At 39.9% G+C, this 24,493-nt stretch carries 17 protein-coding genes and 2 rRNA genes; 12 read left to right on the forward strand and 7 right to left on the reverse strand.

All coding sequences use genetic code 11. The annotated features are described in order from the left end of the window. Nucleotides 1-136: 136 nt before the first annotated feature. From proV to proX, 3 genes are all read left to right on the forward strand, one after another. A complete protein-coding gene (gene proV / locus AACU98_RS02820) occupies nucleotides 137-1,336 on the forward strand; it encodes a glycine betaine/L-proline ABC transporter ATP-binding protein ProV (RefSeq protein ID WP_004246075.1) in 1,200 nt (399 codons plus the stop codon). After that, the gene (proW, locus tag AACU98_RS02825) at nucleotides 1,329-2,558 is read left to right on the forward strand and encodes a glycine betaine/L-proline ABC transporter permease ProW (protein WP_004252252.1); all 1,230 of its coding nucleotides are present in this window, start codon (nucleotides 1,329-1,331) and stop codon (nucleotides 2,556-2,558) included. The genes proV and proW overlap by 8 nt, the downstream gene beginning before the upstream one ends. Nucleotides 2,559-2,677: 119 nt before the next feature. Then, a complete protein-coding gene (gene proX, locus AACU98_RS02830; protein ID WP_004247424.1) occupies nucleotides 2,678-3,673 on the forward strand; it encodes a glycine betaine/L-proline ABC transporter substrate-binding protein ProX in 996 nt (331 codons plus the stop codon). An 87-nt stretch (nucleotides 3,674-3,760) separates the two neighbouring features. On the opposite strand, the gene AACU98_RS02835 is transcribed toward proX, so the two are convergent. Then, the gene (locus AACU98_RS02835; RefSeq protein ID WP_017827774.1) at nucleotides 3,761-6,154 is read right to left on the reverse strand and encodes a TonB-dependent hemoglobin/transferrin/lactoferrin family receptor; all 2,394 of its coding nucleotides are present in this window, start codon (nucleotides 6,152-6,154) and stop codon (nucleotides 3,761-3,763) included. A 378-nt stretch (nucleotides 6,155-6,532) separates the two neighbouring features. On the opposite strand from AACU98_RS02835, the gene AACU98_RS02840 reads away from it, so the two are divergent. Together AACU98_RS02840 and mprA are read left to right on the forward strand one after the other, a co-directional pair. Next, complete coding sequence (locus AACU98_RS02840; protein ID WP_161735482.1) at nucleotides 6,533-7,741, forward strand: MFS transporter; 1,209 nt, start codon at nucleotides 6,533-6,535, stop codon at nucleotides 7,739-7,741. A gap of 492 nt (nucleotides 7,742-8,233) precedes the next feature. Beyond that, entirely contained in the window at nucleotides 8,234-8,761 is a 528-nt protein-coding gene (gene mprA, locus AACU98_RS02845) for a transcriptional repressor MprA (protein WP_004246081.1), read from the forward strand. A gap of 206 nt (nucleotides 8,762-8,967) precedes the next feature. Here mprA and AACU98_RS02850 read toward each other — a convergent pair whose 3' ends face one another. Continuing rightward, nucleotides 8,968-9,570 carry a cysteine hydrolase family protein gene (locus AACU98_RS02850; RefSeq protein WP_004246084.1) on the reverse strand — a complete coding sequence of 201 codons (603 nt, stop codon included), beginning with the start codon at nucleotides 9,568-9,570 and terminating at the stop codon, nucleotides 8,968-8,970. Nucleotides 9,571-9,610: 40 nt separating this feature from the next. Next, nucleotides 9,611-10,813, reverse strand: coding sequence for an MFS transporter (locus tag AACU98_RS02855; protein ID WP_012367580.1), 1,203 nt, complete (start codon nucleotides 10,811-10,813; stop codon nucleotides 9,611-9,613). Nucleotides 10,814-10,898: 85 nt separating this feature from the next. Between AACU98_RS02855 and AACU98_RS02860 the strand changes: the two genes are divergently transcribed. From AACU98_RS02860 to emrB, 3 genes are all read left to right on the forward strand, one after another. Next, nucleotides 10,899-11,549: a GntR family transcriptional regulator gene (locus AACU98_RS02860; protein ID WP_012367579.1), complete on the forward strand. Its 651-nt coding sequence runs from the start codon at nucleotides 10,899-10,901 to the stop codon at nucleotides 11,547-11,549. Nucleotides 11,550-11,724: 175 nt separating this feature from the next. Further along, on the forward strand, nucleotides 11,725-12,900 hold the full coding sequence (emrA, locus tag AACU98_RS02865; protein WP_004247420.1) for a multidrug efflux MFS transporter periplasmic adaptor subunit EmrA: 1,176 nt from the start codon (nucleotides 11,725-11,727) through the stop codon (nucleotides 12,898-12,900). Between the two features lie 17 nt (nucleotides 12,901-12,917). Next, entirely contained in the window at nucleotides 12,918-14,435 is a 1,518-nt protein-coding gene (gene emrB / locus AACU98_RS02870; protein WP_004247419.1) for a multidrug efflux MFS transporter permease subunit EmrB, read from the forward strand. A gap of 107 nt (nucleotides 14,436-14,542) precedes the next feature. Here emrB and AACU98_RS02875 read toward each other — a convergent pair whose 3' ends face one another. Both AACU98_RS02875 and AACU98_RS02880 read right to left on the reverse strand, forming a co-directional pair. Beyond that, entirely contained in the window at nucleotides 14,543-15,646 is a 1,104-nt protein-coding gene (locus tag AACU98_RS02875; protein WP_004246089.1) for a tRNA/rRNA methyltransferase, read from the reverse strand. Nucleotides 15,647-15,811: 165 nt separating this feature from the next. Beyond that, a complete protein-coding gene (locus tag AACU98_RS02880; RefSeq protein WP_017827776.1) occupies nucleotides 15,812-16,879 on the reverse strand; it encodes a hypothetical protein in 1,068 nt (355 codons plus the stop codon). Between the two features lie 137 nt (nucleotides 16,880-17,016). On the opposite strand from AACU98_RS02880, the gene AACU98_RS02885 reads away from it, so the two are divergent. The 4 genes from AACU98_RS02885 (at nucleotide 17,017) to AACU98_RS02900 (ending at nucleotide 22,447) form a co-directional block, all read left to right on the forward strand. Next, a complete protein-coding gene (locus AACU98_RS02885) occupies nucleotides 17,017-17,700 on the forward strand; it encodes a tRNA-uridine aminocarboxypropyltransferase (RefSeq protein WP_004247414.1) in 684 nt (227 codons plus the stop codon). Nucleotides 17,701-17,744: 44 nt separating this feature from the next. Next, entirely contained in the window at nucleotides 17,745-20,405 is a 2,661-nt protein-coding gene (locus AACU98_RS02890; RefSeq protein ID WP_004252258.1) for a bifunctional acetate--CoA ligase family protein/GNAT family N-acetyltransferase, read from the forward strand. Between the two features lie 188 nt (nucleotides 20,406-20,593). Continuing rightward, nucleotides 20,594-21,952, forward strand: coding sequence for a CDP-diacylglycerol--serine O-phosphatidyltransferase (pssA, locus tag AACU98_RS02895; protein ID WP_049196562.1), 1,359 nt, complete (start codon nucleotides 20,594-20,596; stop codon nucleotides 21,950-21,952). Between the two features lie 147 nt (nucleotides 21,953-22,099). Then, complete coding sequence (locus AACU98_RS02900; RefSeq protein ID WP_129623495.1) at nucleotides 22,100-22,447, forward strand: YfiM family lipoprotein; 348 nt, start codon at nucleotides 22,100-22,102, stop codon at nucleotides 22,445-22,447. A 93-nt stretch (nucleotides 22,448-22,540) separates the two neighbouring features. Here AACU98_RS02900 and rrf read toward each other — a convergent pair. Together rrf and AACU98_RS02910 are read right to left on the reverse strand one after the other, a co-directional pair. After that, nucleotides 22,541-22,656 (reverse strand): 5S ribosomal RNA (gene rrf, locus AACU98_RS02905). Nucleotides 22,657-22,769: 113 nt separating this feature from the next. After that, nucleotides 22,770-24,493 (reverse strand): 23S ribosomal RNA (locus tag AACU98_RS02910); the annotation flags it as partial.

Consider the following 24,493-nt stretch of genomic DNA (forward strand, 5'->3'; position numbering starts at 1 on the left):
AACATAGGGTTGTCAGGCTTGTTCATTATGATAGGGTAATTCCCCTACTAAAAATCTCAATTTAGGAAAAACAACAAACTAATTTATTAACATTTAATTTATTCCTTTCATATTTAAATAGGAAAATAGATATTGCATGGCAATTAAACTCGAAGTAAAAAACCTATATAAAATATTTGGTGAGCACCCTAAACGGGCCTTTGAATTATTAGGATCTGGTATGAACAAAGACCAAATCTTTGATAAAACAGGGTTAACCGTTGGTGTGCAAAATGCCAATCTGGCCATTGAAGAAGGCGAAATATTTGTCATCATGGGATTATCAGGCTCTGGTAAATCTACATTAGTGCGCCTTCTCAATCGTCTGATAGATCCCACTAAAGGCGAAGTCCTTATTGATGGTGAAAACATCACCACCATGTCTGATAAAGATTTACGACAAGTTCGACGTAAAAAAATCAGTATGGTGTTTCAATCATTCGCTTTAATGCCTCATATGAATGTACTCGATAATACAGCATTTGGTATGGAGCTTGCAGGCATTAGCAAAGAAGAGCGCTATGAAAAAGCCATGGCAGCATTAGAGCAAGTTAACTTAAGCTCTCATGCTCAATCTTGGCCGGATGAGTTATCCGGTGGGATGCGACAACGTATTGGGCTTGCTCGTGCACTGGCCAATGATCCTGATATCTTATTAATGGATGAGGCATTCTCCGCACTTGACCCATTAATCCGAACAGAAATGCAAGATGAGTTATTAAGCTTACAAGGTGATAAACAACGCACCATTGTATTTATTTCTCATGATCTGGATGAAGCCATGCGTATTGGTGATCGTATCGCGATTATGCAAGGCGGTGTGGTGGTACAAATCGGTACCCCTGATGAAATTCTTAATAACCCAGCCAATGATTATGTACGTACCTTCTTCCGTGGCGTTGATATCAGTCATGTATTTAGCGCTAAAGATATTGCTAAACGTCGCCCAGAAACACTACTGCATATTGCGCCAGGTTTTGGTCCCCGTTCAGCATTAAAAGTACTGGAAGATGAAGATAGAAACTTTGGTTATTTAATTGAGCGAGGACGGAAATTTGCAGGTATTGTTTCTGTCACTTCTCTTGAAGAAGCATTAAAAGCGAAGCAACCTATTGGATCCGCTATTTTAACTGAACCTTGTGCGATTAATGGTGATACACCATTAAATGAACTGATTTCTACTGTTGCGCAATCTCCCTGTGCGATCCCTGTTATTGATGAAAAAAACCGTTATATCGGTTTAATTTCGAAAGGAATGTTGTTACAAGCACTGGATAAGGAGACACCAAATGAGTAAGACAAATAACCAAGCCAATCCTTGGGAAACGGACACTCAAGAAGCGGCAACAGAAAACGCCAATACAACACAAAATTCAGCGCAAGAAACGCATAACAACACAGATACAGACAATGATCCTTGGGCAACCACGGATAGCAACACTACTGATACCGACCCTTGGAGTAGTAGCGCTGGCGGTGATACCGGTGGAGCTGATGCTGATCCTTGGGGTACAGGGAGTGGCACTGACGGCAGTGATCTCTCTTCTGGTACTGATTGGCTAGATGCCATGCCAACAGAAAGTACACCTGATCACTTTAATATTATGGATCCATTTAATCATACGCTGATCCCACTAGATTCTTGGGTAACGGATGGTATTGACTGGATTGTGCTGCATTTTCGTCCTATTTTCCAAGGGATACGCGTTCCAGTCGATTTAGTATTAGGTGGCTTTGAAAACTTTCTTACCTCAATGCCTGCACCTGTTGCGATTATTTTATTTTCACTGATTGCATGGCAACTTTCAGGTAAGGTGATGGGAATAAGCGCTTTTATTTCACTGATCTTAATCGGTGCTATTGGTGCATGGTCTGAAGCGATGATAACCCTTGCATTAGTGCTGACCTCATTACTATTCTGCCTGATTATTGGTCTCCCCTTAGGGATATGGCTTGCACATAGTGACAGAGCATCAAAAATTGTCAGACCACTTTTAGATGCCATGCAAACAACACCCGCTTTCGTTTACTTAGTACCTATCGTGATGTTATTCGGGATTGGTAACGTACCCGGTGTAGTTGTCACGATTATTTTCGCCTTACCACCGATAGTGCGATTAACTATTTTAGGTATCAAACAAGTACCGGAAGATCTCATTGAAGCGGCTCAATCATTTGGGGCAAATCCTCGACAAATGTTGTTTAAAGTACAATTACCGCTGGCAATGCCAACGATTATGGCTGGGGTAAACCAAACCTTAATGTTAGCACTGTCAATGGTTGTTATCGCATCAATGATAGCCGTTGGTGGTTTAGGTCAAATGGTATTACGTGGTATTGGTCGCCTAGATATGGGATTAGCGGCTGTAGGTGGTGCCGGTATTGTGATCCTCGCGATTATTCTTGACCGCTTAACTCAATCTTTAGGCCAAAATAGTCGCCTGAAAGGTAATAGACGCTGGTATATGACAGGCCCGATTGGTTTGATCTGCCGCCTGTTTGGTAAAAAAGCCGCATAACTCATACTGGCAATAAGATTAACTAACAATCAAACATATTTATTCAATTAATATAAGAGATAACAGTAGCACGACACAGCGACTATTATCTCTTACCCATCACAACAGAAGGAAAAACTATGCGTAATCCAGTTCTCTGGGCAACAGTATTGTCCGCCACACTGATAAGCACTCAGTTATCCGCTGCTGATTTACCCGGTAAAGGGGTTTCGGTTCAACCGGTACAAAGTACTATTTCTGAAGAAACTTTTCAGACACTCATTGTCAATAAAGCACTCGAAAAACTCGGCTACACAGTGCAACCCATTAAAGAAGTTGACTACAACGTAGCTTATTCTTCTATTGCTAATGGTGATGCCACTTTTATGGCGGTTAGTTGGGTACCTTTGCATAACTCACAATATGAAGCCGCAGGTGGCGATAACACATTTTATCGTAAAGGTGATTATGTGGTTAATGCAGCCCAAGGTTACTTAATCGATAAAAAAACGGCTGAAAAATATAACATCACTAATATAGAGCAATTTAAAGATCCGAAAATTGCCAAATTATTTGATGCCAATGGTGATGGAAAAGCAGATTTAACCGGTTGTAACCCTGGCTGGGGTTGTGAAGAAGCTATTAATAATCACTTAAAAGCCTATGATTTAGAGAAATCAGTCACCCATAATCAGGGTAACTATGCGGCAATGATGGCAGATACCATTACTCGTTACAAAGAAGGTAAACCTATCTTCTATTATACTTGGACACCGTACTGGATAAGTGATGTATTAAAGCCGGGTAAAGATGTCGTTTGGCTACAAGTTCCCTTCTCTTCATTACCGGGAGATGACAAAACCGATACAACCTTACCAAACGGTAAAAACTACGGTTTCCCACCGAGTACAATGCATATCGCAGCAAATAAAAAATGGGCCGAAGCCAACCCTGCTGCTGCTAAGTTATTTGAAATAATGAAAGTTTCAGTGGCTGATATCAACGCCCAAAACTTACGTATGCATAATGGTCAAAAATCACAAGCAGATATTGAACGTCATGCTAACGCGTGGATCAAAGCACATCAAAAAACCTTTGATGGCTGGGTAGAAGAAGCGCGTAAAGCGGCTAATTAATAGTGATAATCCTTAAATAACGTCAAAGCAGAGCATTATTAATATGCTCTGCTTTTTTTATCTTATGGCTGTTGTCCTGTTGTCTAACTAAAAACTTTTAACCACAGTAAAGCGATAATCTCGCCCAGTACCAGATACCGACTCACCTAAATAAGGGTAATAATCACGGTTAAATAAATTGGCGACAGTAAAACGTATCTCAGTATTATCGATAAAAGCAGGTTTCCAATTAGCGAATAGTCCATGAATGGCATAGCCTTTACTTTTTGGTAATGACCAATAAGTAGCAGCCGGATCAGCATCCATCGGTGAACGACGTTGAGCGCCAATAAAGTCCCCTGTCCACCCAGCAACCATATTTATTTGTGGGATTTTCATTCCAAGGGTGGCATGTAATGCATCCGGTTGAATTTCTGCAATCCATGTTTTTTGTCCAAACCACGGATCACGAGGAGATTGATCGCGTTTACCTTTCATTGTCGAATACGCTAAGCGACCAAAGAGATTAGCACTGTCATAAAATGCCTCTATTTCCATACCTTGAATATGGTAGCCAGGTAAATTGCGATAATTTCCAAGGGAAGGAGGACAACTTCCATTGTTTCCGGTTACTTTTCCGCTTTCACAATAGACACCGCGACGACGGAATATCTCATCTTTCCCACGGGTATCAAAAAATGTGCTTCGAAGTTGCAGCTGATCTTCTTGTTGGAAAACATTTTCAAAATCAACAATGGCGCCAATCCGTGTTGCGGTAACGGTCTCTTTATCTAAATGGCGACTCGTGCCTGTCAAACTAGAGATACTGGCTTGCACTTCATATTGTTCATCAATTAACGGCGCACGCCATGTATGAGTTATATCACCAAAAAATCTAATATTGGGGCTCGCTTTCCATAAAATACCCAAATGAGGTGTAATGCCACGATAAGTTACATCACTATAATCATGACCGTAATAGGGATTAGGATCTTGATAAACCTTCGCTCGACTCCCTACTCCTTGATTTTTCACTATATCATAACGCACACCAGGCGTGAGGGTTAGTGTTCGATAACTAATTGAATCTTGAAGATAAAAACTCGTGGTTGTTTGCGTCCCTTCTGGCATATAAGGTGGTGCATAATAGCCATAATTATAATTTGGATTTTTCGCTTTATCCCGCGTAAACATTAACACATTACGATCATTACGGTGCCAACGCGCTCCTACTAAAATCACATGTTCGGTAGCTCCTTGCATCACGGTACTTTCATTTTTCACTTCAATTTGATGATTTTTATAGTTGACCCAACTTTGGTTACCCATACTACTACTTAGATAAGAACTCGCATTATCAGGGCGTTTATCATTCTGTTTGGTATTTGAATAACCATAAGTCAATGTGAAATTAATCAGGTCAGAATCAATTGGCTGAATATTCCATTTCACACTCACAGTGTCATCTTTTTGGTCACGATAAACTAACTTACGTTTCATCGCTCCATCAAAACCATATTTATCAACATCATATTGACTCGGTTTTGCCAGTTCATCTCGCTTCGCAGCCCAAGGCGTCCAGCCATCACTGACAGATCTTGATGCTGATAAAGTTAATGTTTGTGCGTCTGTTAAATAGACATTGGTTTTAATTAAAAACGAATCTTGATCTGATTGTGAATAACCAAATTTAGTGCCATCAGGACGACGTAAATCATCACTTTTACGACGATTAAAATAAAATAGACCGTCAGCCGTTCCATCCATTAGCTTGCCATATATCGCACCACTATAACGATTTTGCCTATCATTAGTATGATGTCCATATTTTAAAAACATACCAATATGCTGATCAGGTAACAGTAAGTCATCCGGATCTTTCGTTTCAATCCGTACGGAGCCACCAAATCCTCCATTTCCTTGGGTGATATTATGTGGCCCTTTATCGACATCAAGGCGTTTAATTAATTCAGGATCGATAAATATGGAACCTTGACGATATTTTTCAAACGTCTTCGGTGTACCATCAAGAGTGATTTTCACATCTTCCGGATTGCCCATTCCCCAAATATTTAAAGTTTGCCCGCCAGGTCTTGGTGAGCCAGATGAAGAAATCCCTGGTAATTTATCTACCAATTCAGCGATATTATTTGGCTGAATTCTATTGATATCTTTTAATGTCAAAGCCGTGCTTCCTGCTTCAACACTCGAATTTAATTTTCCGGAAACATAAATAGGATCAAGCACCACAGTTTCAGATTGTTGAGTTTGTGATGCTTTTTCTGTGCTTTGTGAAGCAACGCTATTAAACGAAGCAAGTGTAGTGAGTAATAAAAAAATCGCATGAGATGAAAATGAAACGGCCCCCATTCCCTGAAAATGAGGCTCATGCTTAATTAACAAAAAGTTCATAATAGTATCTTTTATATGGTTATTAATACGCAAATAAATAGCTAAAAATACATTTAACAACACAATCATGTTAATGATAATTATTATCATTACATAGCTTTTTTTGATCTAAACCATAAAAAAGTTAACTAAACTAAAAATGAGCTATATTTAAAACAGAATAACTAAATAATTTAATATTAATGATATAATTAACTAATAACATTGGTTACTATATGGATTAATACTTGTCTAATCAGGACAGTGAGGGAATGGGGCTATTCATCTATTTAGCATAATAAATAATGCAAATATGCGGTTATCTGCCGAGAATAAATCACATTTTACTTTTAATATTAATCTATTATAAAAATAGATTAAAAACTTTCATGCCCGATTGATTGAACATTGCTATCACAGTAATTCTTTCCGCAAAAAAATGACTCATGTTACTATCATTTACCTTACAAATAATTTGTGATCAGTATTATGGAAAACACAGCACCACAAACCTCTCTTAGTAAAGGCCTTATTTTACTTATGGCCGTTGCCACTGGCATGGTTGTCGCAAGTAACTATTATGCACAACCGCTACTTGATTCAATTGCAAATTATTTTCATATCTCTGCCACTTTAGCTGGCTTTATTGTCACTACAGCACAATTAAGTTATGCCTTAGGTTTAATGCTATTGGTTCCCCTTGGCGATATTTTTGAACGTCGTTCACTGATTGTTATCATGACGCTGATTTCAGCGAGCGGCTTATTAATTACGGCAATGGCATCTAATATTTGGCTTATGTTAATTGGTACTGCCCTATCAGGTATGTTCTCGGTCGTTGCCCAAATTCTGGTTCCTTTTGCCGCTACACTTGCTGCACCTCATCAACGAGGAAAAGCGGTAGGTACTATTATGAGTGGGCTTTTACTTGGTATTTTACTGGCAAGAACAGCGTCAGGGCTGATGGCTTCCTTTACTAATTGGCAGGGCATTTTCTGGCTAGCAAGTGTTTTTCTAGCTATTTTAGCTATTACACTATGGCGCTGTTTACCTACCTATAAAAGCCAAACAAATTTAAATTATTTTCAACTGCTCGGTTCTATTTTTAAATTGTTTGCCACGACCCCAGTATTACGTACCCGCTCACTGATTGGTGCACTTATCTTTGCCCACTTTGGTTTACTGTGGACATCAATGGCTTTTTTACTCGCTTCTGATCCCTTTAATTATTCCGATGCAGTTATTGGCCTGTTTGGACTTGTCGGTGCTGCGGGAGCACTAATGGCGGGTAAAGCGGGTGTATGGGTTGATAAAGGCAAAGGTAAAAAAACGACTACTTCAGGTTTAATTCTTCTCTTCATTTGTTGGGGACTTATTGTTATCGCCCCTTATTATCAATGGATTGGACTGATTAGTTTTATTATTGGTGTGGTTTTATTAGATTTAGCCGTTCAAGGTGTTCATGTCACTAACCAAAGCACTATCTACCGTATTTTACCTGATGCCCGAAATCGGCTTACTGCCGCTTATATGACTAGCTATTTTATCGGGGGCGCCCTAGGCTCTTTATTATCGGGTTACGCTTATCACCAATATGGCTGGATTGGTGTTTCCAGCGCCGGTGCAATCATTGGCTTATTAGGTTTACTGGTTTGGTTATTTGGTTATAAAAATGATCCAGTGATCCAATCTGAATAATAAAACTTATCTCAAAAGGGGTATTTTATGTCAGCAATACCCCTCTAAACAGAACAAAACGTAAATGTTTTAACAGCGTGATTACTATTTATGTATATCATCATCTCATTCTTTATTAAGAAATACATATCAATTATATCAATATAGCATAAACGGCATAGTTTCTAAGTGGTATTATTAACAATAGAATCATTATAGTGTAAAATAAATTTATTACGTGTTTTATCGTAGAAATCGATCCATTTTTTCCTAAATAGACTATTATTCATAAGTAAATAAGGGATAAATTGATTTTTATAACTTATTGTAAATAGATAAGCACCTAGTGATTTTTTTATGTTATCATTCAAAAAATTTATGAATCAGGTAGCATAATCAAAAAAACATAGTGACTATAAATAATAAAAATTGCTAAATTGTGTGTTTAATATACCATTTAACATGTTGATAACAACGTTATCCTAATTATCGAAACTAACAAGGTGTCTAAAAATGGAAAGCTCATTTACGCCAACAGAAGAACTACTAAACACTCGCGCTACACAACAGAAATCGCTTAACAAAGATATTCCTTACCAAGAAATTTTGTTAACTCGCCTGTCTATGCACGTCCAGAGCAAACTTCTTGAAAGTCGTAATAATATGTTAAAGTCTCAGGGCATTAACGAGACATTATTTATGGCACTTATGATTTTAGATACAACGGAAAATCGTAGTATTCAACCATCAGAATTGAGTGCGGCGTTAGGCTCATCAAGAACAAATGCCACTCGTATTGCAGATGAATTAGAAAAACAAGGATGGATTGAGCGTCGTGAAAGTCATAATGACCGTCGCTGTCTACATCTTCATTTAACTGATGCTGGAGAAGAGTTTTTAAATAGCTTATTACCACCACAGCACGAATGTTTAAAGAAAATTTGGTCGGTATTAGATGAAGGTGAACAAAAACAACTGGAAACCCTAATGCGTAAATTATTACTACAACTTGATACATTAGCGGATAATCAGCAGGAATAACCATCACCATCAATAAACTTATTGATCTAATCTGTATTAGCTCAGATTTGACCTGACTAGCTATGGCACAGAGCTAACATAAATCTGACAGGTCGCTCTGTGCCAAAAGCCAATATTCCCCAGCCCTTGCACTCAATCATGCATGTCTGATATTTAATCTACCATACTACCGACAAGCTCTATGTAACATTGGCTACTTAGGCTATTTATACCCAATATTTTGATATTTCAGATGAACTGGTTACAACAGCATGTTGAGACAAGATTTTCTCGAGTAAAAAAACATGTGTGTCATGATCAGGATCAGCACAACAATCACTTGCAATCACTAGACGATAATCTAGGTCAAATGCCTGACTAACTGTAGATAAAATCACGCCACTGGTCGTGACTCCTGCAAGGATCAAGGTTTCAATACCTTGTGTACGAAGAACCATCTCAAGCTCAGTAAATGAAAAAGCCCCCACTCTACGTTTAATAATAACGATTTCATTTTCCTGCGGAAAAATATCATCATGAATAGCGGAACTTTCACTATTGGTGATTAATATTCCATTGTCTTTAATCGATGAGAAAATTATGTTGTTTTGACTAACCTCAGGATACCCCTCACGAAACTCAACACTAACATAGATAATCGGTATGCCTGCTGCACGCGTAGCGGAAATTAATGATGATGTATTACGAATAACATCTTCAGCACGATCTTGTGGAAGGAAATTATTAAGAATGGTCGTCTGAAAATCCATTACCAGCAGAGCACTATTTTTATCGATATTATTATTGTTATTGTTGAATTGTGTTGTCATAAAATCTCCGAAATATACAGGTGAAGAAGAACGAAGTTCATCAGCGTATAACTGAATTACGATGTAATTTAAAATTCCAAGCGGCTCCCAACAATAAGACAACACTAGTTGCCAGAAAAACTGCGCGCATACCTATATGACCACCAATAACGCCACCTATTAACGGGCCGATGAACTGACCTGCAAACTGGGCTGCGACCGAATAGCCAAGGATACTGCCTATCATTCCTTCTGGAACGTGATGACGTATTACTGCCGCAATACAAGGCAACAATCCCCCCAATGCTAATCCCATAAGAAAACGTAAAATAATAAGTTGCCAACCAGAGGTAACAAAGGCCTGAGGGATCAGCAATAAACCGGCTATAGCTAGTGCCAGCGTGATAATACGCAAATGCCCTATCCTATCTGCTAATTTCCCAAGCCAAGAGGCTGAAATAATACTACCTAAGGCAGCAGCGGCCATGACATAACCTGCAACCCTAGTTATCTGAGCAGGATCATTAACGAGTGTACGCACATAAACTGTAATAATAGGTTCTATCGACATATTGGCCAGCATCAGCAACAACCCCGTGCAAAGCATGCTAACTATCACAAATCGTGCTGGTAACTGCGACCAACTCACTTGCATTTTTGTCGTAGTATTTATGTATTTCGGCGTATCTTCACGGATAAGCGTAAGGGTCATGATAAAAGATAAAAAGATCAGTGCACCGGCACAGAAAAACGTGTTTCGAATACCGAACAAGTCAGGTAACCAACCTCCAGCTAGAGGGCCAATAAGATTACCTGCCATTACACCACATGAAACAATGCCCAACGCCCAAGCGACACGCTCTCTTGGAGCTTGTACTGCAATAAGAATAGTTGCTCCAGATGAGTACCCCCCCGCCAAACCAACTAATAGCCTTAGACCGACAAGTTGCCAAATATTTGTTACCATTCCCATAAGTGAGACGGTCACCGCCATACCAAGACTGGCTCTTACGAGCATCGATTTACGTCCATATTTGTCACCGAGCTTTCCCCATACTGGAGCAATTAAGCCAGCAGTGATAAACGTTGCACTGAATGCCACGCCAGACCATTGGACAATGGCGGCGTGACCTTGAACACCAAGCTCTTCAACATATAGGGGGAGGAACGGTAACATCAAGGTCATTGCAAAAACAGTTGAAAAAGAACCAATAAAGCAAACGAGCAGATTTCGACGCCAAAAGCTGTTATATAATTGAGTCATAGAAATATTCTTTTCTGGTATACCAATTTGGTATACCATATAGATAATTTATTTTACTGTCAATTTTTAGGAGAGTATTACCGTTATGAGCCAAGTGTTAGAGGTTGAAAAACAATTAAGAAAACTGATACTCAACATGGAACTAGGCCCAGGAGAACGGTTAACTGAACGCTGGGCTGAAGCGAAATTTAACGCATCGAGAACTCCCGTTCGAGCCGCATTACAAAAGTTGGAATCAGAGGGACTTATATGTCGTGATGGTATACGTTGGTTAGTGGCACCAATCGATGCCGATGAAATCGAACAATTATGTATTTACCGAGAAATACTGGAGGTAGCAGCATTAAAACTTTCAGTCAGCCAGATCACCGAAGAACAGTTGAACAATTTGGAACGCCTGCTTAAAGAAACCACGGTAGATTCACCAGAAGAGAGCATGGAAAATGCTGGAACACGATTCCATAGAGAGTTGGCACGCCTTTGTAATAACGCATTTATTATTGAAGGGATAAATGATGCCCTACGTAGGCTTTCGCGAGCACGATGGCTTGATAGAGCGCCGTCTAATCCAGCCTGGGATGAGCATCGTGAAATATTTGTCGCACTTCGTTCGAGAGATACGGACAAAGCCGTAGAACTACTCGCCACTCATTTGTGCGAAAGTAGACTCCGTTTACTAGATACCATTACATCTAGTAAACGTAGCCTAAGAGCAAGAGGCATTGCGATATCCTGACCAAATACCGCCAACCTCATTTACAACATGAATTGATAAACAAATATATTCATTCACATTTATAATTGGCCTTTCGTGCTAATTATTATTCTAATATAAGCCCAATATATATGTTTCCGGATTTTATTCTGGAAACATATATAATGCTTTTTTCTGGTTTATGGAGATCTTCTAAATGAGTGTAAATGAGGAAAAAAATCCACCTCAGGCTCCCATTCGCAATAAAAAACGAACTCGCCGAAATGTTTTATTGCTACTGACTTTTATCTTTATTCTCGCGGGGCTCGCTTATACCGCTTACTGGTTTATGGTTCTTAGACATCATGAAACCACAGATAATGCCTACGTAACAGGCAATCAAATTATGGTTATGCCACAAATTTCAGGCTCGGTAACGACTGTCTATGTGGACAATACAGACTACGTAAAAGCAGGTGAACCTCTAGTCCAATTAGATGATAGTGATGAAATACTTGCATTAGATAAAGCAAAAACCGCTTTAGCAAATAGTGTCCGTCAAATGCATCAGCAAATCATCAATGGTCGTCAATTAAAAGCGAATATTGTTTTACGTGAAACTGAATTGGCAAAATTGCAAAATGATCTGCGTCGTAGAGAAGTATTAGGCGAGCGAAATGTCATTGGAAAAGAAGAACTCCAACATGCAAGAGAAGCTGTTGCCACGGCAAAAGCGGCATTAGATGTAGCAAAAGAGCAATATAATGCTAATCAAGCCATTATCTTAACCACGCCTATTGCACAACAACCTTCTGTATTACAAGCTGCAACAGAAGTGCGTAATGCATGGCTAGCTTTACAACGAACAAAAATACTAAGTCCTGCTGAAGGTTATGTCTCACGTCGTAGCGTTCAAGTTGGTGCACAAGTTGCACCGGGTAAACCGTTAATGGCCGTCGTACCTGTCACAGGTATGTGGATAGACGCTAACTTTAAAGAGACGCAACTGGCCAATATGCGTATCGGACAGCCCGCGAAAATAACCACTGATTTTTATGGTAAAAAAGTTATTTACCATGGTCGTGTACAGGGATTAGATATGGGAACAGGCAGTGCATTCTCACTATTACCGGCACAAAATGCCAGTGGTAACTGGATAAAAGTAGTTCAGCGCTTGCCGGTACGTATTTCCCTTGATGAAAAAGAAATTGCAGAAAAACCGCTACGTATCGGTTTATCCACTGAAGTGACTGTGGATACCGTTAATCTTGATGGAAAAGTATTATCACAGAGCGAACGTCAAGCACCGGCTTATCATACTGATGCACTCACTATTGATATGTCAGAAATCAATTCATTGATTAATGAAATCATTGAACAAAATGCAGGATGATAAAGCGAGGTGTAAAGGTGATTAAAGAACCCTTACAAGGAGGAAAACTTGCTATAATGACCATCGCACTTGCGCTGGCCACTTTTATGCAAGTTCTCGATTCAACAATCGCTAACGTAGCCATCCCGACAATAGCGGGTAACTTAGGTGCATCAAATTCTCAAGGTACTTGGGTTATTACCTCATTTGGTGTTGCAAATGCTATCTCAATTCCTATTACTGGCTGGCTGGCAAAACGTATTGGTGAAGTACGCCTCTTTATGTGGTCAACAGCACTATTTGCCTTAACATCATGGCTGTGTGGTATTTCTCAAAGTTTAGAAATGCTGATCTTTTTCCGTGTACTTCAAGGTTTAGTCGCAGGCCCCTTAATTCCGTTATCACAAAGTTTGCTATTGAATAACTATCCACCAGCAAAACGCAATATGGCGTTAGCGTTATGGTCGGTTACCATTGTCGTTGCACCTATTTTAGGCCCTATTTTAGGTGGCTATATCAGTGATAATTACCATTGGGGATGGATCTTCTTTATTAACGTACCTTTTGGTGTGTTAATTATTATGTGCATCTCAAATACATTAGCGGGTCGCGAAACCAAAACGGAAATTAAACCAATAGATACCATTGGTCTCGTACTATTGGTGGTTGGTGTTGGTGCACTACAGATCATGCTTGATCAAGGTAAAGAGCTGGATTGGTTTAATTCAACTGAAATTATTGTACTTACTATTATTGCTGTAGTGGCGTTAAGTTTCTTAATTGTGTGGGAGTTAACTGACGAACACCCTGTTATTGATCTTTCTCTGTTTAAAAGTCGCAATTTCACTATTGGCTGTTTAACCCTTAGTCTCGCTTATATGATCTATTTCGGTACTATTGTGTTGCTCCCTCTCCTGTTGCAAGAAGTCTTTGGTTATACCGCAACATGGGCGGGTTTAGCTGCAGCCTCTGTTGGTTTATTACCGCTGATCATTACACCAATCATCGGAAAATTTGGTGGAAAAGTCGACTTACGCTATATCATTAGCTTTAGCTTTATTATGTTTGCGGTATGTTTTTATTGGCGAGCTTATACTTTTGAACCCGGAATGGATTTTGCCACAGTTGCTTGGCCACAATTCTGGCAAGGTTTAGGTGTAGCATGTTTCTTTATGCCATTAACCACGATGACTTTATCGGGATTACCTCCGGAGAAAATGGCCTCGGCATCCAGTTTATCTAATTTTTTAAGAACCTTAGCGGGTGCAATTGGCGCATCATTAACGACAACCATTTGGACACAAAGGGAGTCATTACATCATGAAACCTTTGTTGAAAAAATTAATCCACTCGATCCCGATGCACAATTGGCTTTTCAACAGATGAGAGAATTGGGGCTTTCTGATGAACAAACCTCGGCTTATTTAGCTAAAACAATCACTGAACAAGGTCTGATTATTTCAGCGAATGAAATTTTCTGGCTAGCGGCAGGAATATTCATTTTAATGCTGGTGGTTGTTTGGTTTGCTAAACCGCCATTCTCACCGGGTAAATAACCATTAATGAATTGATTAGTTAATTAAAGAAAAATCCCGCTGAACATGGTGAATTGACTGCAGTTCATTATTCAGCGGGATTTTTAAATCATCTAACAATTAAATAATTAGCCGTGATGTTGACGCCACCATTCAGCCAATAACACGCCAGAAGCCACAGAGACATTTAAGCTTTCAATATGGCCTGTACCACCAATGTAAATGCTCATATCCCCTTGTTTTAACGTGCTATCACTTAAGCCATCCTTCTCTTGACCTAAGATTAATACCATTTTTTCAGGTAATTGAGCTTTTGCTAGTGGCACACTTCCTTTGTGACTTGAGGTTGTCACTAAGGTATAGCCAGCCTGTTTAAACTGCTCTAATGTCTGAGCAAAATTATCAGCATCAATTCCTTGAATATACTCGGCACCACCTTCTGCGGTACGCACTGCTGCACCAGATTCTAACACTGATGAGTCGGGAGAAATGACACCTTTCACACCAAAATGAGCACAGCTACGCATAATAGCACCGACATTATGTGGATTACCCACATCTTCAAGCGCTAAGACACAATCTTTTGTTGGTGCATCTTTTAAATAGGTTTGTGCATCATGACCAACACGTTTTTTGATTAAGAAACAAACGCCACCATGATGATCAGTACGCGCCGCTTTAACCATCTCTTCTTCTTCAACAACATGGTAAGCTTTACGATTTGCCGCCATCCATTTTAACGCTTCACGAAAACGAGGTGTTACTTCTTGTAAGAACCAAGCTCGAACAATGGCTTCTGGACGGTTTTTAAACATAGCCTGACAAGCATTTTCACCATAGATACGCGTCTCTTCTAAACGCTGACGGCGAAGCTGTTCGGGATCTATTTGGCTTTTACCAGTAATTCCATCATGCTCTTTTAATGGCTCATCTCCCGGACGAGAAATCGTTTTCCATGGAGAATAATTACCACCTTCACTATCGTTATCACGTAAGGAGCTTGATCCACTGCGTGATGGATTACGTCCTGAAGACTTACCTGCACCACGTTCATCACGACGAGAAAATTTGTTATCACCGCGTTTATCATCACGACGATGACTACGGTCAGTATCACCACGAGCATTATTAGGGCGGCGGGATGGTTTTTTAGGTTTATTATCGGCACTGTCCTCACTGCGGACATACATCACTTTTACTTTGCCGTTTTTACCTTCATAAGAATCGTTCATTAGTCTCTCCAACTGCAATAGGGGCGCAGATTACATGATAGTTTAGCAACTGTCACCGAGAGAATCACGCAGAGTAAGAGATAAACCTATATCAAAAAACACTCTCTTTAAAAATAAAATTAGACTTAGCTTTCCATTAATAAAAAATAGCTTTTATATCAATAACTAAGATAGCCATTCATCATTAGATTTAACAATACAAAAAAGTGTATCCATAATCAATTTTTTCCTAACATCATGATTAAATGTGGTTTGCTCACCACAACTTAGGTTTAGAAAGTCGTTTCCTGTTTTTTGTAATACTGTTTCTATTGTGGATGTTAAATCATCTTCTTTTCCATGATTAAATTTATTCCATTCATTATGTAAACTATCAATATAATTAAGCGCCAAAAGACCACATCCATTAGGTACATTTTCTTGTAGATTATATTCTATATTGATAGTATTAAATCCTTTTTTTTCTAGTTCAATTAATAAGTTATGACGTTCATCTTTTTTGCTTGAGGGCAATGAATCACATAAAAAACAGCTATCTTTATAAGTCAATAACGCAACCCAATGGTTATTATTGACTAAAACCACATAATTTTTTAACTCCGCGGATCCTTTGCTATTTTCTATTTTTTTAAGTATTGATTCATAGGAACCAATATCACACTGATAGGGTTGAAATGACGCCCAAGACTCTAATTCAGATGAAGATATATATCGATTATTATTACTTACGCTTTCATTACTATTGGCCAATACGCTATCATTACATTTTATATTTAAATAATTATCAACCGCTAAGATAAAAACATTCTCCCCTTTTCCTTTTTGTCTAGCAATCGCTTCCTCACAAGCCATTGCACTTAATAAAGGTCGTTCTTTAAAATACTCTTGATCCTCTTTTATTTTTATTTCATAGAGTAATTTGACTAATTCTTTAATATCTTCTCTTATCGAGTTATTTAATTTTGGATAAATCAAGTAGAGCTGATTAGTTGCATATAAGCTTATTTTTATATCATCATGAAACATGATGTTTACTAAATAATCTAAATCTATTGAGCTTCCATTCCTAACTGCATCAGCGAGTTTATTTATTTGATTTTTGGCAGTCTCAAGATTAACATCCACTCTACTATTATTAATGACCTGAGTATCAAAGATATTAAATAGGTTTTTTATTTCATTATCTGTAATACTATTTTCATTATTATAAAAAAGGATTTGTGTTACCTTCATAAGTCACCACAATTTATTAAATAATAATAATCCTACCACTATACGGCAAATAAACTTTCATAAAAAACAACTGATAGTAGACCTTTGGGTATCATGGTAATATTCATTCCTTTATTTATGATTGTGGTCTTTCTGTTATGCATGACAATGCGGTTTCTCGACTTCGTCAATATCGAGTTTCTATCTCTACACGCCCATATAAAGCCAGAGGCTTTCGTGTTAAACGATGCACTTTTTGTTTATTACCTGAAAAACAGTGTCTGTGTGACACCATCATTCATCAAACCGCGAAAAGCCGTTTTTGTTTAATGATGTACGATACAGAAGTGATGAAACCAAGTAATACAGGAAAATTAATTGCCGATGTTTTACCCGATACACTTGCCTTTTTATGGTCACGTACCGAGCCTGAAAAAGCCTTACTTGATGCAATTAATGATCCGCATCGACAAGCTTATGTCGTCTTCCCAGACAGCTATGCTTCTCCTTCGCGAAAAGTTTATCACCAGTTACCTGCAAACAGTAAGCCACCGCTATTTATCTTACTAGACGGCACTTGGACAGAGGCGAGAAAAATGTTTCGTAAAAGCCCCTACCTTGATGCATTACCACTGTTTTCAATTAATGAAGCCAGTAAATGTGACTACATGCTCCGTCAAGCAGCAAGAGAAGAGCAACATTGTACCGCTGAAGTTGCCGCTTCTATTTTAGCCAATGTCGGCGATGATTTAGCGTCACAACAGCTTTTTTCTCATTTTAGTTACTTTCGTCAACAATATTTAATTGGAAAACCAGACAGACGTCAGGCAAAAGAAGAGTAAATCAGCTACATTGAATACAGTTTATCATAAACTTAGGAGTTGATATGAGCCAGCGAGGCCTTGAAGCACTATTACGTCCTAAATCAATTGCGGTGATTGGCGCCTCTGACAAAGTAGGCAGAGCAGGAACCACAATGATGAAAAACTTACTCAGTGGTGGGTTTAATGGGCCAGTCTTTCCAGTCAATCCGACTCGCAATTCTGTTTCTGGTGTTTTTACTTATCCTTCTATTGATAAACTCCCCCAAGTACCAGACTTGGCAATTATCTGTACTCATCATCGCCGCAATCTTGAACTTCTTGAGCAATTAGGTCAATCAGGCTGTAAAGCCGTGATTGTTCTTTCAGCACAATCAGAACAATTTCAAGCTATTAAGACACTCTGCCAGCAATACCATATTCGCTTGTTAGGTCCAAATAGTTTAGGTTTATTAGCCCCTTGGCAAGGCTTAAATGCCAGCTTTTCACCCCTTCCTGTAAAAAAAGGCAAATTGGCATTTATCTCACAATCAGCAGCAGTAGCTAACACCATCCTAGATTGGGCGTATTACCGCAATATTGGCTTTTCCTATTTTATTGCATTAGGTGATAACCAAGATATCCAAGTTGATGATTTACTGGATTTTCTAGCAAGAGATAGTAAAACCAGTGCAATATTACTGCATTTAGAGCATATTCATGATGCAAGGCGCTTTATGTCTGCCTCACGTAGTGCATCACGCAATAAGCCAATACTAGTTATAAAAAGTGGTCGAACACAAAAAGCCCAATTACTCTTAGGCGATACGCCAAGTTATGATGTTGCTTATGATGCAGCCTTCCAACGCGCAGGACTGTTACGCGTACAAGATACTCATGAGATGTTTTCAGCGGTTGAAACCCTCAGTTATATGACGCCATTAAAAGGCGAGAAACTGATGATCATCAGCAATGGTTCAGCTCCTGCGGCAATGGCCGTAGATGAATTATTTTTACAGTCAGGCAAATTAGCACAATTATCTGCTGATACTCAGCAACAATTGCAAGCCATTGTGCAAGACACATCTGCTATTCGTAATCCGCTTAATTTAGGTGATGATACCACGGTAGAGCGCTATATTAGGGCAGTGAATTGTCTATTAGATAGCCATGATCATGATGCATTACTCTTAATTCATACACCAAGTGCTATTGCACCAAGTATTGAAACAGCACAAAAAGTTATTGAAGCAATTAATAAGCACCCCAGAAGAAAATGGCTCACTCTATTTACTAATTGGGGAGGCGAATATTCATCTCAACAATCACGTAAATTATTTAGTGAAGCGGGTATTCCCACTTATCGCACTCCTGAAGGCGCAATTACCGCTTTTATGCATATGGTGGAGTACCGCCGAAACCAAAAACAACTAAAGGAAACGCCGGCATTACCTTTAGAAATAAAAATGAACACCCAGCAAGCCCATCGCTGTATTGAAGACGCTCTCGACAAAAAACAGTATCGCCTTGATACACACCAAGTCCAGCCCATTATGGAAGCCTATGGCTTTAATACTTTACCTACTTGGATTGCTCATAATGCACAAGAAGCGGTCAGTATTGCAGAAAAAATAGGTTATCCGGTCGCGCTGAAATTACGCTCTCCTGATATACCTCATAAATCGGAAGTTCAGGGGGTTATGTTATATTTAAGAGACAGCAATGAAGTTGAATCGGCTGCACATGCCATTATCGAGCGGGTAAGCGAGCTTTACCCACAAGCGAAAATTCAAGGACTATTAGTACAAAGTATGGCAAACCGTGCAGGCTCCCAAGAGCTACGTGTTGCGATTGAACAAGACCCCATCTTTGGCCCACTAATTCTATTAGGAGAAGGAGGCGTTGAGTGGCAAATCGAAACAAAAGCTGCCGTTGCTTTGCCACCACTTAATATGGCGCTAGCTCGTTATCTGGTCATTAATGCAATAAAAAGTGGCAAGCTCCAACCTAGAAGTGCATTACAACCACTGAATATCCTAAGCTTAAGCCATTTTTTGGTGCAAGTTTCACACTTACTATTAGATTGTCCACAAATTGTCAGGCTCGACATACATCCGTTGTTAGTATCGGGTAATGATTTCACTTTGTTAGACGTGGCTATGGAGCTGTCACCTATCGAAGGCGATCCTCATCAAAAACTTTCTATTCGCCCGTATCCCAATGAATTAGAAGAAACTTTCTTTTTAAGAGATAGCAAACCTTGTTTTATTCGACCTATTTTGCCTGAAGATGAACCTCTACTAAAAACCTTTATTAATCAAGTGACCAAAGAAGATCTCTATTATCGCTATTTTAGTGAGATCAGCGAATTTACCCATGACGATCTCGCTAATATGACACAGATTGATTACGATCGTGAGATGGCTTTTGTCGCCATTCGCCACCCTCACGATGATCCAGAAATTATTGGTGTTGCTCGAGCTATGGCAGATCCTGATAATCAACAGGCTGAATTTGCTATCTTGGTACGCTCTGATTTAAAAGGTAATACACTGGGTCACCAATTAATGATGAAATTAATCAACTATACTAAAGCGCATGGCATCAAACGGTTAACTGCCATTACCATGCCTGAAAATCGTAATATGATAAGTCTAGCTAAAAAATTAGGGTTTTCTGTGGAAGTACAGTTTGATGAAGGAATAGTCAATCTCAACTTGCTTCTTGATCCTCTCAGTGATGTATAGTGATAAAATCGCGAATAGAAAATTTCTGAATGTGATTATTCACACATCCTAAGAGAAATTCACTCTATAAGATGATTTTATGCGTACATCCTATATAACTAATGTTATGATCAGAAGATCGGTTACAGAATTTTTTACATAGAAGATGACTCTTTTAGTCATCATAAACAAGAGAAATAAGCACTGTGATGTTGTCTAAACTAAAACTTGCTAAGCATCAACAACACCTTGCACAACTGCCTAAATTAGCTCAGTCAGTTGCTGATGTTGAAACGCTTTATCAGACATCCGCGTTTCGCAGCACCTTATTGAAATATATCGCGCAAGCTCAAAACGAGATTTTTATTACCGCACTCTATCTAGAACATGATGAAGCGGGCGAGGAGATCCTTGAAGCACTTTATACCGCAAAACAACAACGTCCTGAACTTTCCATCACCGTTATTGTTGATTGGCATCGTGCTCAACGCGGTCGTATAGGTGTCTCTGCTGATGCAACAAATGCAGATTGGTATCATAAAGTTGCACAACAGCATCCTGATGTTGACGTCCCTATTTATGGTATTCCTGTTAATACACGTGAAGCATTAGGCGTATTACATCTAAAAGGGTTTATCTTTGATGATACGGTTATTTACAGTGGTGCAAGTATTAATAACGTCTATTTGCATAAACTTGATAAATACCGTTATGACAGATATCACATCATTCATAATGCTGAACTCGCAAACACAATGAAGCAATTCATTGTCGATAGCCTTTTGCAATCAGATGCTATTCAACGTCTTGATTCAGAAGAGAGAGTGCGTTGTGCAGAAATTAAAAATTGTATCCGTCAATTCCGCTTTAATTTACGCACACATGATGGTTACGATATTAAAGGAAATGCCTCAAATAATCAGTTAACAGTGACTCCATTGGTCGGCTTAGGCAAGAAAAATATCTTGAATAAGACTATCTCCCACCTCATGGCCGTGACTGAAGAAAAGTTGGTTATTTGTACACCTTATTTTAATTTACCTGCTATTTTGGTGCGTCAAATTAGTCATTTACTGAGAAATGGTAAACAGGTTGAGATTATTATTGGTGATAAAACGGCAAATGACTTTTATATTCCGCCAGAAGAGCCCTTTAAAATAATCGGTGCTTTACCTTATTTATATGAGATTAATCTTCGTAAATTCACCCAACGTTTTCAACGTTTTATTGATAATGACCAATTAACAGTAAGGCTTTGGAAAGACGGTGATAATACCTACCATTTAAAAGGCATGTGGGTTGATGATGAGTGGCAATTAATTACAGGTAATAATCTAAACCCTCGAGCTTGGGGATTAGATCTTGAAAATGCCATCTTAATTCACGATCCACATCATGAATTACATGAACAACGCCATAAAGAGTTAGCTTGTATCAGAGAAAAAACACTGATTGTTAAAAGCTATCAACAATTAGAGAGTATTAAATTTTACCCTCTAAAAGTGAAAAAATTAATTAAACGTTTACGGCGTATCCGTGTTGATAGACTAATTAGTCGTATACTCTAATTTAACTATACTGCTAAGCACTATTTATAAGCCTTACTTAAAATAAGTAAGGCTTTTTTGTCGCTATAATCCACTATACTTCAACTTATTAAGATTTAAGCTCAGCTATCTAACGATCAAGATATAGTAATAAGGCGTGGATATTATATGAAACTAAAGCGTAATGGCTTCTATCTGATAGTTTTACTTTCACTCGTCATGTTAAATGGTTGTCAATCCTTTCATGTTGCCAATGATAATTGGCAAGGAAAAGATAAAGCACAGCATTTTTTATTTTCTATGGTAGCCTCCGCAGGAGCTAATGCTTACGCAGATCATCAGAACTATTCTTATCGAGAAGGATTAGTTATTGGCTTATCTTTTTCAATAAGTTTAGGCGTCGCTAAAGAGCTTTATGATAGTCGACCACAAGGTACAGGATGGAGCTGGCATGATTTTGCTTATGATGTGGCAGGAGCCGCGGCTGGCAGTTTACTCTATCAGCAATTGAAATAACTCTTTTCCTTAGTTAAAGGATAAAATTGAGAATAAAAAATATCAAACGCAAAAAAGCCAACCCATTGGGTTGGCTTTCTCGTCTTATTTAATGCTTGGCAGTTCCCTACTCTCACATGGGGAGACCCCACACTACCATCGGCGCTACGGCGTTTCACTTCTGAGTTCGGCATGGGATCAGGTGGGACCACCGCGCTATGGCCGCCAAGCAAATTCGGTTTTAATCACTCGCTTCCTTCCTTTCGGTGAGTCGCCAGTAATTTAATCTTGAACAAGCTGACTTTATTGTTTCGTCTCTCTGACAAAACACTTTCGGTGTTGTCAGGTTAAGCCTCACGGTTCATTAGTACTGGTTAGCTCAACGTATCGCTACGCTTACACACCCAGCCTATCAACGTCTTAGTCTTAAACGTTCCTTTAGGTCGCTTAAAGCGACAGGGAAGACTCATCTCGAGGCAAGTTTCCCGCTTAGATGCTTTCAGCGGTTATCTCTTCCGCACTTAGCTACCGGGCAATGCCATTGGCATGACAACCCGAACACCAGTGGTGCGTTCACTCCGGTCCTCTCGTACTAGGAGCAACCCCTCTCAATCTTCCAACGCCCACGGCAGATAGGGACCGAACTGTCTCACGACGTTCTAAACCCAGCTCGCGTACCACTTTAAATGGCGAACAGCCATACCCTTGGGACCTACTTCAGCCCCAGGATGTGATGAGCCGACATCGAGGTGCCAAACACCGCCGTCGATATGAACTCTTGGGCGGTATCAGCCTGTTATCCCCGGAGTACCTTTTATCCGTTGAGCGATGGCCCTTCCATTCAGAACCACCGGATCACTAAGACCTACTTTCGTACCTGCTCGAGCCGTCACTCTCGCAGTCAAGCTGGCTTATGCCTTTGCACTAACCGCATGATGTCCGACCATGCTTAGCCAACCTTCGTGCTCCTCCGTTACTCTTTAGGAGGAGACCGCCCCAGTCAAACTACCCACCAGACACGGTCCCCGACCCAGTTTATGGGCCTAGGTTAGAACATCAAACGTTAAAGGGTGGTATTTCAAGGTTGGCTCCATGCAGACTGGCGTCCACACTTCAAAGCCTCCCACCTATCCTACACATCAAGGCTCAATGTTCAGTGTCAAGCTATAGTAAAGGTTCACGGGGTCTTTCCGTCTTGCCGCGGGTACACTGCATCTTCACAGCGAGTTCAATTTCACTGAGTCTCGGGTGGAGACAGCCTGGCCATCATTACGCCATTCGTGCAGGTCGGAACTTACCCGACAAGGAATTTCGCTACCTTAGGACCGTTATAGTTACGGCCGCCGTTTACTGGGGCTTCGATCAGGAGCTTCGCCTTACGGCTGACCCCATCAATTAACCTTCCAGCACCGGGCAGGCGTCACACCGTATACGTCCACTTTCGTGTTTGCACAGTGCTGTGTTTTTAATAAACAGTTGCAGCCAGCTGGTATCTTCGACTGGCTTCAGCGCCGTCCGCGAGGGACTTTACCTACCGCCAGCGTGCCTTCTCCCGAAGTTACGGCACCATTTTGCCTAGTTCCTTCACCCGAGTTCTCTCAAGCGCCTGAGTATTCTCTACCTGACCACCTGTGTCGGTTTGGGGTACGATTGTTGGTAACCTGAAGCTTAGAGGCTTTTCCTGGAAGCGGGGCATCAATTGCTTCACCACCTTGGTGGTTCGTCATCACATCTCAGCATTAAGTGACCGGATTTGCCTAATCACTCTGCCTACCTGCTTGAACCGGGACGACCGTCGCCCGGACAACCTAGCCTTCTCCGTTCCCCCATCGCAGTTACCACCAGTACGGGAATATTAACCCGTTTCCCATCGACTACGCTTTTCAGCCTCGCCTTAGGGGTCGACTCACCCTGCCCCGATTAACGTTGGACAGGAACCCTTGGTCTTCCGGCGTGCGGGTTTTTCACCCGCATTATCGTTACTTATGTCAGCATTCGCACTTCTGATACCTCCAGCATACCTCACAGTACACCTTCGCAGGCTTACAGAACGCTCCCCTACCCAAC

Source organism: Proteus sp. G4380 (assembly GCF_963885725.1).
GTDB classification, from domain to species: Bacteria; Pseudomonadota; Gammaproteobacteria; order Enterobacterales; family Enterobacteriaceae; genus Proteus; species Proteus mirabilis.